Origin of the sequence: Capnocytophaga sp. ARDL2, from assembly GCF_041530365.1 — a bacterium.
GTDB lineage: Bacteria > Bacteroidota > Bacteroidia > Flavobacteriales > Flavobacteriaceae > Flavobacterium.
In genome coordinates this window covers 1,802,051-1,813,872 of record NZ_CP168034.1, presented here as the reverse complement: position 1 = coordinate 1,813,872, position 11,822 = coordinate 1,802,051, and the positions used below count along the sequence as shown (strand labels likewise).

The window sequence follows — 11,822 nt, the reverse complement described above, 5'->3', positions numbered from 1 at the left end:
AAAACACTAACTTTGACGCTTATGCAACAGTTAGCCTTTCCTACATATCAATTCAGATTCAAAAGTACTGAAAATAATCTTTACATCTTTGATTGTATTAGGAAAAAATTCGTAGTCCTTACTCCAGAAGAATGGGTTCGACAACATGTAGTTCGCTATCTGATAGACGATAAGGGCTTTAGGGCATCGTTGCTGAGTGTTGAAAAAAAACTGACAATCAATGGAATAACCAAACGATACGATTTGGCAGCTTTCAATCCTGATGGTAGTGTGTATCTGTTAGTTGAATGCAAACAACCACAAGTAGCTATCACACAAGAGGTATTTGACCAAATAGCTAGATATAATTTACAGTTAAGAGCTCAATACTTGATGGTAACCAATGGATTGAAACATATTTTTTGTCAGTTGGATTTTGAAAACAATCGATATCTATTTTTACCAGATATCACAAAAAATTTGTAGAAATTATGCGAAAATATAGTTTAGTTTTAGTTGCTGTTTTAGGTATTTGGTCGTGTAAAAATGAAAAAAAAGCACCAAAAATTGGAGATGACAATGGTATTACAGAAATTACCTACACTACCGACCCATCAAATGAATTACTCAATAAAAACACAGATGCTTTGCTTGATATAATCGAAACAAAGCAAGGGGAATTGAAACAAAAACTTTCTAAAATCAAAACAAAAGAAGAAGGTGATGCCCTTTTTTCTGAATACTACAAATCCTTTAGCTCTATTATGGATTCATTAAACATTGCAGAATCTTCTACTTTGAAAAACTATGCTAAATGGTCAGATAATCAAAAACCCGATAGCGTATTGCTAAAAGAAAAACGCTTTACAGAATTGGACATTTTTGTAAAACACAGAGATTCCAATCACTTTGAGTTGAAATTTACCCCAGGATATTATCACAGATTATTTAAAAACAAAGTTTCAAATGATTTACAAGATTATTTGGAATTGATTGGAAATACCAACCGATTGAACTATAATATTCAGATCAAAAATCAAGAATATTCGATGGTTGAGTACAGAAAAATAGCACTACAATGGGAAGACTATCTTCTAAAACATAAAAATTCGCCACAAAAAGAAGTTGCATTGAGATATTATCAAGAGGTTATAAAAAATTATCTTTTTGGTCGAATATATAAATCAAATGTAGATTGGGAAACTAAAAAATTGACAACAATTGCAGAGCCAGAGTTGATGAAATTCATAAAAGATCAACCCAAAACTCAAACAGCAAAAATTACTAAAGAGTTTTTACAGTTTTTCTATTCAACACAACAAACTACCTCAAATAAAGATTTTTATAAGAGAATCAACGAGTTAGTATCAGAACAAATAACGAAATCTTTCTAAGGCTTCACTTGTTTGAGGACTTCGTCCTTTTAGGCTAACGCCTTGTTAACGCTGTAGGCAAACAAACGCCCAAAGGGCATTAAACCAATTTAATTTTGACCGCAATAGTATTATTAAATTACAACGGATTGCAACTGCTACAACAGTTTTTGCCCAAAGTGGTACAACACTCACCACAGGCAAAAATTTATGTAGCCGACAATGCCTCGACCGATCAATCAAGAGAATGGGTTGCAACGCAATATCCAGAAGTACAATGGGTTGCATTGGATAAAAATTATGGATATGCTCAAGGGTACAATTTGGCATTGCAACAAGTAAGCGAACCTTTATATTGTTTGATGAATACTGATATTGAAACAACGAAACATTGGCTTAATCCTATTGAAGAATTGTTTCAAAAACATCCAAATATCGGAATTGCACAACCTAAAATTTTAGATTTTAAGAAAAAAACGCACTTTGAATACGCAGGTGCCGCTGGTGGATATATTGACCAATTGGGATTTCCGTATTGCAGAGGTCGCGTGTTTGATACGCTCGAAAAAGACGAGCAACAATACAAAACAGAAAAAATATTTTGGGCTTCGGGAGCTTGTTTTTTTATCCGAAAATCGGTTTTTGAACAATTAGGCGGTTTTGACGACGACTTTTTTGCACATCAAGAAGAAATCGATTTGTGTTGGCGAGCTTTTAATGAAAATATCGATGCGTATTGCTGTGCCGAATCTACTGTTTATCATGTTGGTGGAGCAACTTTACATAAATCTTCGCCAAAGAAAACTTATCTAAATTTTCGAAATTCCTTATATATGTTGTACAAAAATCTACCCTTGAAAGGTCGATTTTCTACAATTTTCAAACGCCTTTGCTATGATGGCATTGCAGGTGTACGCATGATATTGCAAGGAAAACCGAGGCATTGTTTTGCGGTAGTTTTTTCACATTTTGCGTATTATGCTCATATTCCAAAATTGAAAAGAAAACGAACATCTTCTCAATATCGTACCGATTATTTTCAAATCAAAGATATCGTGAAGGAGTATTTTTTGAAGAGGAAGTAATTTTTTTGTTTAAAGATTATCAATGATAAAATCATACGCTACGCTTTATTTAAGAGTTTTCGGTTTAAGTTTTAAATTTTCAAATTGTAAAATAGAAAAAAAGTTCGCAAAATTATGCGAACTATCTTTTTTTAAATTTATTGTCCTAAGAAGAAAGAAAAAACTACAGCAAAACCAAGGTTTGAATCTTTATATCCTTTTGTACTCTCTCTATCGTAAATTTGCTCAATATAAACTAATCCTAAATTCATTCCTACTCTTTCGTTGAAAGGCACCAACATTCCAGCTCCTGCTCCCCAAGCCATCAGCTTTGAAAACCAAAACAGAAAGGAGTGTTTACAACAAAAGAAAACGAAATCTTTTTTATCATATAAATCAGATTAGGGGAAAACTTTACTTATTCAAGAAAAAGAGGAAAAGAATCGAAATATTATTTTGACTTCGTCGAATCTTCGATTTCGCAGTTATGTGATCAATTTATGATTAAAAGGAATTATGTAAAATCATTCAACGATTTTAAAACACGAATTATCAGTAAAATAAATGCTTTAACCTTAATTCGATACATTAACAAATTTGTATTAAAAAAGGAAATAAATAAATAAAATTAAAGCAAGTATAATTTAAAATGCACAACGGGTTAATTTTTTTTATGTGAATAATTTCTTGCATATTTATTAAAAACAATTGATTCTTTTTATGACAATTGTCTGTTTTCTGTTAAAAAAATCACTACTTATTCTTTGTTAATTTTTTATAATCTTTAGTCATTACTTAACTAATAAAACCTTAACTTTGAGCAATTTTTTAAACAGTTCACTTCAAACACAAAATCATGAAGAAATTGATATCCTTTTTAGCATCCACTCGACTGATGGCGGTACTTTTTATCGTATTTTCAATCGCTATGGGTGTTGCTACTTTTATCGAAAATGATTACAACACAGACACAGCTAAAATCTTGGTTTACAACGCAAAATGGTTCGAAGCGATTATGTTGGTGTTTTTAATCAACTTTTTGTTCAACATCAAAAGATACCAATTGTACAAAAGAGAAAAATGGCCTACTTTGGTATTGCACCTTGCCTTTATTTTTATCTTGGTGGGTGCTGCAATCACGCGTTACATCAGCTTTGAAGGGGTAATGCCTATTGCCGAAGGACAAAGTAGCAATCAGATTCGCTCTGAAAAAACATACCTTACCGCATGGGTGGACGGTGATGTGGATGGACAAGAACGAAGAAAAACTTTTGAATATCCAAAATTGTTTTCTGGTGCTTTTGATCAAGACAATTTTATTTCAAACTTTGGTTCCAACTATTTTATTCACAAGGAAAAATTCAATCAAACGCCGTTTACTATCCGTTTGAAAAAATTCATCATGTCGGGGGTAGAATCGTTTGAGGAAGATCCAAACGGTGATTTACACTTAAAAATTGTTGAATCTGACCATGGTGAGAGACACGAACATTTCTTAAAAGAAGGTTCGGTGGAAATGATTCACGGTCAATTGTATGCATTCAATAGAACTCAAGAAGGAGCTGTGGAATTTTGGCTCGAAAACGGCGAAATGTACATCAACTCGCCTTTTGACGGAGACTATATGATTATGAAAAACCAAGCGGGTAAAAATCCAATGAACATGCAGCCCGATGGAACCGTAAAAGCTGGTGAAAAAACAGCATTTCACTACCGCTCAATGTACCGTTTGGGGCAATTGCAATTTGTGGGAGATACACCTATCAGAGGTAGTAAAGTGATGAAATCCAATGGTAATTTCAAAGACCAAGAAACTGCGGATATCGTAGTGGTAGAAGTTGAAACAGAAGGACAAACCCAAGAAGTAACCCTAAAAGGTAAAAAAGGTCAAGTGGGTATTCCTCAGTCGTTTACTTTAGGAAATCTTGATTTTACTTTCATGTTTGGTTCTAAGATTTACGAAACACCTTTTGATGTAAAACTCAACAAATTTATTGCGACAAAATATCCAGGTACGGAACAAAGTTTCTCGTCTTTTGAAAGTAAAGTAACCATTTCTTCGCCAGAGGAAACCTTTGATTATCATATTTATATGAACAATATATTGGATTACAAAGGCTATAGATTTTTTCAAGCATCGTATTTTCCAGATTTATCAGGAACGATTTTGTCTGTAAATCACGATTGGTGGGGAACATGGATTACCTATATCGGATATACATTATTGTACATCAGCATGATTTTGATATTGTTTTTGAAAGGAACTCGTTTTTACGATTTAAAGAAAATGTTGGATAAAGTACGAAATAAAAAGGCAAATTTGAGCGTTGTTACGCTATTGTTGGGATTACTATCTTTTTCTGGGTTTGCACAAGCACCTCATGCTCACAACAAACCAACTCCCGAACAAGTTGAAAAAATCATCATTGATAACGCTATTCCAGCCGAACAAGCCGACAAATTTGGTCGTTTGGTCGTTCAAGATGCGGGTGGTCGTATGAAGCCAGTCAACACTTTTGCTTCGGAATTGATCAGAAAATTGAGCAAAGCAGATACTTATAAATCGCTCAATGCAGATCAGGTGTTTTTGTCTATGACGATGTTTCCTCAAGCTTGGTATCATGTACCTATCATCAATGTGAAAAAGGAAAACGACAGTATTCGTACACTATTAGGTGTAGCCAAAGGTGGAAAACATATTGCCATGGCAGACTTTTTTGACGATAGAGGAACTTATAAATTATCACAGTTTCTCGACGAAGCCTATCGTACACAAATCAAAAGTCAATTTCAAAAAGATGTGATTGCAGCAGACGAACGCGTAAACTTGTTGCACACAGCTCTCTCGGGTAAAATATTGACGATTTTTCCCGTGCCAAACGATGCCAACAACAAATGGGTTTCGTATCCTGAGTTAAACGATTCGGATATTGCAAAAAATGAAGAAGCATTTGCTTTTGCTAAAAATGCCCTTCCGATGTATGTTTCGCATTTGTTGAAAAAAGAATATGAAGAGTCTAACAAATGGTTGAGCTATTTGCAATCGAATCAAGAAAAATTTGGTTACGAAGTATTGCCAAGCAAAGACAAAGTAAATTCTGAAATATTGTATAACAAATACGACATTTTCAAAAAATTGTTTTCATGGTATTTGTACGCCGCAGTATTGTTGTTTGTTTTGTGTATTGTACGCATTTTTAAAGACAATTTCGTTCTCAGGATTATAGATAAAATATTTATCAGCATCATTGCGTTGTTGTTTATTTTACACACTGCTGGATTGGCTGCTCGTTGCTATATTTCGGGACACGCACCATGGTCTGACGCTTATGAATCGATGATATATGTAGGATGGGCGACGATGTTGTTTGGATTGATATTCGGTAGAAAATCAGAATTGACCATCGCATCTACCGCATTTGTATCGGGAATGATTTTGATGGTAGCCCATTGGAACTGGATGGATCCATCGATTGCCAATTTACAACCTGTATTGAATTCGTATTGGTTGATGATACATGTGGCAGTAATCGTTGCGAGTTATGGTCCATTTGCATTGGGAATGATTTTGGGTGTCGTGTCGATGATATTGATGGCGTTGAGTACAAAGAAAAACAAAGCGAGAATGGAACTCACCATCAAAGAACTAACATATATCAACGAAATGGCTTTGACAGTAGGTTTGGTGTTGTTGACCATTGGAAACTTTCTTGGAGGACAATGGGCAAACGAAAGTTGGGGACGCTACTGGGGATGGGATCCTAAGGAGACTTGGGCATTAATTTCGATTATGGTATATGCCTTTGTAATTCACATGCGATTTGTACCGAGTTTGCGAGGCACTTGGATTTATAATTTTATTTCCGTGATTGCCTTTTACTCTATTTTGATGACCTATTTTGGAGTAAATTTCTACCTCAGTGGTTTGCATTCCTATGCCAAAGGAGATCAAGTGGTAACCCCGTCATTTATTTGGTGGTCAGTAGGATTGGTGTTTACTTTAGGAGCCATTTCCTTTGTACAATACAGACGACTGTATAAGAAAAAATAAGAGCTACTTAAAAGCTAAAATAACCGTCAAAATTGGCGGTTATTTTTAGTATTCAGCAAAAAAAGATAACTTATTATTTTCCAGAAACTTTTCCGTAAATGAATAACACAATCAATGCACCAACTACTGCCAATGCCATACTACCCATATTGAATCCATCGATATCTCCAGTACCAAAAATATTACTTCCGATAAATCCGCCTACAAAGGCACCGATGATTCCTAAAATAATAGTTACAATAATTCCTCCTCCTTGCTTCCCTGGCATAATAACTTTTGCTAAAGCACCTGCGATAAGCCCGAATACGAGCCAACTAATAATTCCCATATTTCTTATATTTTAATGCTAACCTTCGCTAAAATACGACCTTTTATTTAATAAACAAAATTTTTACTGATTATTTTTATGTAAAATTAAATTTTACTATTAAATATTTTTGTTTTATTAAATTTTGATTTTCAATAATTTATAATAATTAAACAAAAATTATAAATTTAAAATAAAAAAAACGGACTAAATGAAATTAATCCGTTTTTCATAGTATTACAATGAGTCGTAGATGACCTGTTGTATATCTTCTCTAATGTTGGCTTTTGAAAGTTTGTTTTCATTTGCCGAAGGGTACGTACGATTTGACAAAAACACATAAATCAATTTTTGCTGTGGATCTGCCCACGCCATCGTTCCTGTAAATCCTGTGTGTCCAAAACTATCGGGCGATGTACATCCGCAAGTAGGGCCACTGGCTGTCAATTGTGGTTTGTCAAAACCCGCTCCTCTCCTATTTCCTTTTTGACAATAAAAACAAGTGTTGAATGTATTGATGGTAGAGGTTTTGAGCAATTGCTTGTCTTTAAATTTTCCTCCATTGAGAAACATTTGCATCATCTGTCCTACTTCGTACGCATTTCCAAACAATCCCGCATGACCGCCTACACCTCCGAGCATGGCTGCTCCCATATCGTGTACATAACCTTGAATAGTCGCATATCGATAATAAGTGTCTTTCTCAGTTGGTGCGATAGTATTGATGTCCATTTTACTAAGCGGATTGTACGAAATAGTTGTCAACTCCATTGGGTCTAAAAAGTATCGTTGTAACAACACGTCTAATGGCTGCTGATAGTGTCTTTCTACGATTTGCTGCAATAAAATGAAATTTAAATCGCTATATACGTATTTTTTTGCTCCCATTTTGCTGTCCAAAATTCGTTGAAGCATTTCTTTTTTGTATTCGTTTGTGAGGTACAAATTTTCAAAAACTTTTAACGAATTGTTTTTAGTTGGAACTGTAGAATACAATTCCTTGTCTGGACGTTTATTGTCGTCTAATGTTTGTTTATAAAAAGGAATCCATGCTATCAAACCCGACTGGTGTGTAAGGAGTTCTTTTATGGTAATATTTGCCTTGTCAGTTTCTTTAAATTCGGATAAATATTGTGAAATAGGTGCCTCGAGTTTTAAAGCTCCTTCTTCATACATTTTCATTACTACAGGCAATGTTCCCAATATTTTTGATAGAGATGCTAAATCATAGACGGTTTTTTGGCTAACTTCTTGACGATTTTCATAATCAAGTGTACCAAATACTTGATCGTAAATGATTTTGTCATCTTTGATTACGAGAATCTGTCCTCCTGGAGCGATTTTATCTCTCAATACTTTGTCTGTATATCGTTTTATGTCATTGAGTCGGTCGGCATCTACTCCTTCTAAAGACGCACGGCTTATTTCGATACTGTGCGACTTATCAATCCACAAACCTGCATGTTCTGGAAAGTGATTTCCTATAGAAACTGGTGTCTTTCCATTGATTTCGGAGTATCCAAATAGTGCATTGGCTACGGCTTCAAAGGTAAAATCGTTGTTTTGATACGCAAGTAACAATCCATCTAAATGATTAATTGATGATAATTCGCCCAAAACATAAGGTTTTGCAAATGATACCAATACAGTTGACTTTTGTTTGGCTACATCGCTGATGATTTGTTTTTCTTTATTGCTAAATGAGTGATTTTTCCATACATTATCCTCTTTGTGATAACCAATAATCACACGGTCGAATCCTTCGATTTCTGACAAATCTTCTCGAACATCGTCAGCATCAACAACAGTGATGTTGCCAAATTTTTTCAATGCTTTTTCAAAGTTTTTTGAGGTAGCATTTCCCAAAGCAATATAGGCAATTTTTTCAGTAGCCTTGAGTGGAATAACCAAATTGTTGTTTTTCAATGCTGTGAGCATATTTTTGTACAACAAAAAACTCAAATCATCGGCAATACTTGGGTTTAAATCTTTTGTAAGATTGTACAAATCTACCGTCTTAGTTCTGTGTAAATTTGCTTGATGTTTGTGTTTTAAAATCTTTTTTACAGATTCTGCCAAACGTTCTTCTTTCAATTTTCCTTGTTCGATGGCTTTTACAAACAAATCTACAGCCAAAGGAACATTTTCAGGAAACAACAAAACGTCATTCCCTGCTAAAAAAGCCTCCAAGTCGATTTGTCCAGGTGTTTTATAATTGGATGCTCCTTTCATATTGAGGGCATCTGTAAATATCAATCCGTCGAAATTTAAATCTTCTTTCAACAGTTTTGTTACCGTTTTGTACGAAATCGATGTAGGACGTCCCTTTTCTGATTCTAATACAGGAACTTCTAAATGTGCCACCATAATTGACGCCAAACCTTCAGGGATGATACGTTTGTAGGGGTACAATTCGATGTCATGCAAACGATTTTTGTCAAATTTTAAGATAGGCAACGTATGATGCGAATCGGTAGAAGTATCACCATGCCCTGGAAAATGTTTCGCTGTGGCATATACCCCAGTTGACTGCATTCCTTTGATGAGTTTCAACGATTTTTCGGCTACATTTTCTTTGCTTTCTCCAAAACTTCTCCCTCCGATAACAGGGTTTTTTGGATTGGTATTGACATCTACTACAGGAGCAAACATAAAATGTACGCCCAGTCTTTTGGCTTGATGTCCCATTTGTTGTCCCATTTTGTAGAGCAATTCATTATTTTGAATGGCACCTAATGACATATTGTATGGGTAGCGATAAGTAGAATCTAATCGCATCGCCAATCCCCATTCGGCATCAATTCCTACTAACAAAGGTATTTTAGATTTATTTTGTAATGTATTGGTAATTTTTGCTTGGCGGTACGGCCCACCTTGAAAGAATATTACCCCTCCAATATGTTGCTCAGAAATGAGTTTTTCTATTTGATTGACATGCTTTTGATCTTTGTTTGAATAGGCTGCCACCATAAACAACTGACCTATTTTTTCACGTAGTGTCATGGTTTGGTATAAAGAATCTGCCCATTGCTCAGAAGTGGTAGAAAACTTTTTGGGTTGAGCACACATACTCAACGGTAATATTGCCAGTGCAATAACTATTTTTTTCATTTTCATTATTTTTTTCAAAAATACTCTTTCTCTATTGGAATTAAAAACGAATCAAACTTTTTTTTATTTCTTCCTATCAAATCAATAAAAAACTTCGCTTTTGCGAAGTTTTTTTATAGGGAGTAAAGAATAGTAATTCGTAAATGGTAAATGGTATTTTGTATATGCTATATAGTAAAAATAATCAGATTTTAATGAAATTGTCATTTTTACTTAATACTTTGTACTTAATACTTCATACACTGTACCTATAAAGACAATTTCTCAATATCTTTCCAGTGTTTCTTTTCTTTTATAGTACCAAATTCCAATTTTACGATACTTGGATTGGCTCTTTCGATAGTTTTAACCGTAGTACCATCACAGAAAAAGAAATCGAATGGTAAATTGTATTTTTCTCTCAATTCTTCAATTTCTACATTGCTTGATGAGGTCAATCCCACAATTTTATATCCTTTAGCTTCGGCAGTTTCAGCCAAATTTTTTACAGGAAGCCAGCTGTTTTCATCCGATTTATTCAAATCATAAGCCGTAATCAACAATACTTTTGGATGCGAAAACACCTCATCGATATAATCAGAACCGTCTTTTTCTATTGTAAAATTGTAAATCGGAGGTTCGTATCCTTTTTGAACCAATTTTTCGATACGCTCTACAAACTCTGCACCTTCTGGGATTTGAGTCAACTCGTTCATGCCATATTCTTTGTTTTGACCATTTACCTTATACACAAATTTGATATCGTAAATTGGTTTGGGCTGGTCTTCTGGAATTTCCATACCTTTAGGAATATTTACACCTACTTTGTATGGTCTAAAATCTATGACAGGCAAATGATTGACTACATAATATCCTAAAAAGATACTCAAAACCAATGAAAACGCAACGATAAATGAGGATATCGAACTATTTTTAAACAAGGGCTTGATGTGATTGCGTCCTACGATTAAAAAGAGTATCATCACTAAAAGCACTACGTCTTTTGCAAAAGATTGCCAAGGAGTGAGTTTTATGGCATCTCCAAAGCATCCGCAGTCTGTAACTTTGTTGTAATACGCTGAATAAAACGTCAAAAACGTAAAAAATAAAATCAGCAAATACAAATTGGTTAGAGTAAAGGTGCGTTTGTAACCCAATAACAACAATACCCCTAAAATCACTTCACCGATTACTACAAAAAGAGCAATGTATAGTGCATAGGGTTGTAAAAACGGAAGGTTTAATACTACTTCAGAAAAATATTCTTCCAGTTTAAACGCCAATCCTACTGGGTCATTTAACTTTATTAATCCAGAAATGATGAATAAAATACCAACGAAAACTCGGATGATATGTACTAAATATTTCATGATGTATGTATTTTATTTTTTATTTTCTTCAGTTAAAATTAACGAAAACACTGCGTAATTGATGATGTCTTGATAGTTGGCATCTACTCCTTCAGAGACTAAAGTTTTGCCTTTGTTGTCTTCGATTTGTTTGATACGCAATAGTTTTTGTAGAATGATATCGGTGAGCGAACTGATACGAATATCACGCCATGCCTCGCCGTAGTCGTGATTTTTATTCAACATCAAATCTTTAGTGATTTTTGCGTGTTTGTCGTACAATTCTATTGCTTCTTTTTCAGTCAAATCGGGGTATTTTGCCACACCTTTGTCTATCTGAATCAATGCCATGACACAATAATTGATGATTGCAATAAATTCGCCAATCTCGTCTTCATCCACCTTGCGTATATCTGTTTCTTGCAAGGTGCGGATACGCATAGCCTTAATATAAATTTGATCAGTAAGCGAAGTCAGACGAAAAATACGCCACGCCGTACCGTAATCTTTTAGTTTTTTTGCATAGAGATTTCTACAATTAGAAACAATTGCATCATATTGTTTAGAAGTTGAACTCATCTTTTTATTATGATTGTGAAAATTTTTCAA

Annotated in this window: 9 protein-coding genes and 1 pseudogene; 5 read left to right on the top strand and 5 right to left on the bottom strand. The window is 34.4% G+C overall.

The annotated features are described in order from the left end of the window. Nucleotides 1-21 precede the first annotated feature (21 nt). The 3 genes from AB4865_RS09175 to AB4865_RS09165 all read left to right on the top strand — a co-directional run bounded on the left by AB4865_RS09175 (nt 22) and on the right by AB4865_RS09165 (nt 2,437). Nucleotides 22-465: a type I restriction enzyme HsdR N-terminal domain-containing protein gene (locus tag AB4865_RS09175; RefSeq protein ID WP_372472962.1), complete on the top strand. Its 444-nt coding sequence runs from the start codon at nt 22-24 to the stop codon at nt 463-465. 5 nt (nt 466-470) lie between these two features. Beyond that, entirely contained in the window at nt 471-1,373 is a 903-nt protein-coding gene (locus AB4865_RS09170) for a hypothetical protein (protein WP_372472961.1), read from the top strand. A 92-nt stretch (nt 1,374-1,465) separates the two neighbouring features. After that, on the top strand, nt 1,466-2,437 hold the full coding sequence (locus AB4865_RS09165) for a glycosyltransferase family 2 protein (protein WP_372474900.1): 972 nt from the start codon (nt 1,466-1,468) through the stop codon (nt 2,435-2,437). Between the two features lie 137 nt (nt 2,438-2,574). Here the strand turns inward: AB4865_RS09165 and AB4865_RS09160 are convergent, their stop codons facing one another. Beyond that, nucleotides 2,575-2,742 (bottom strand): hypothetical protein, encoded by a 168-nt coding sequence (locus tag AB4865_RS09160; protein ID WP_372472960.1) that lies wholly within the window; start codon nt 2,740-2,742, stop codon nt 2,575-2,577. A gap of 92 nt (nt 2,743-2,834) precedes the next feature. Here AB4865_RS09160 and AB4865_RS09155 point away from each other — a divergent pair. Together AB4865_RS09155 and ccsA are read left to right on the top strand one after the other, a co-directional pair. Beyond that, nucleotides 2,835-3,042: pseudogene (locus tag AB4865_RS09155) on the top strand (hypothetical protein); the annotation flags it as partial. Nucleotides 3,043-3,269: 227 nt separating this feature from the next. Then, a complete protein-coding gene (ccsA, locus tag AB4865_RS09150) occupies nt 3,270-6,467 on the top strand; it encodes a cytochrome c biogenesis protein CcsA (RefSeq protein ID WP_372474899.1) in 3,198 nt (1,065 codons plus the stop codon). A 73-nt stretch (nt 6,468-6,540) separates the two neighbouring features. On the opposite strand, the gene AB4865_RS09145 is transcribed toward ccsA, so the two are convergent. The 4 genes from AB4865_RS09145 to AB4865_RS09130 all read right to left on the bottom strand — a co-directional run bounded on the left by AB4865_RS09145 (nt 6,541) and on the right by AB4865_RS09130 (nt 11,792). After that, nucleotides 6,541-6,795, bottom strand: a complete 255-nt coding sequence (locus AB4865_RS09145; RefSeq protein WP_372472959.1) for a GlsB/YeaQ/YmgE family stress response membrane protein — start codon at nt 6,793-6,795, stop codon at nt 6,541-6,543. 216 nt (nt 6,796-7,011) lie between these two features. Further along, nucleotides 7,012-9,885, bottom strand: a complete 2,874-nt coding sequence (locus tag AB4865_RS09140) for a glycoside hydrolase family 3 N-terminal domain-containing protein (RefSeq protein ID WP_372472958.1) — start codon at nt 9,883-9,885, stop codon at nt 7,012-7,014. A gap of 248 nt (nt 9,886-10,133) precedes the next feature. Then, nucleotides 10,134-11,234 (bottom strand): BT_3928 family protein, encoded by a 1,101-nt coding sequence (locus tag AB4865_RS09135; protein WP_372472957.1) that lies wholly within the window; start codon nt 11,232-11,234, stop codon nt 10,134-10,136. A 12-nt stretch (nt 11,235-11,246) separates the two neighbouring features. Continuing rightward, nucleotides 11,247-11,792: a DUF1599 domain-containing protein gene (locus tag AB4865_RS09130; RefSeq protein WP_372472956.1), complete on the bottom strand. Its 546-nt coding sequence runs from the start codon at nt 11,790-11,792 to the stop codon at nt 11,247-11,249. Nucleotides 11,793-11,822: the final 30 nt, after the last annotated feature.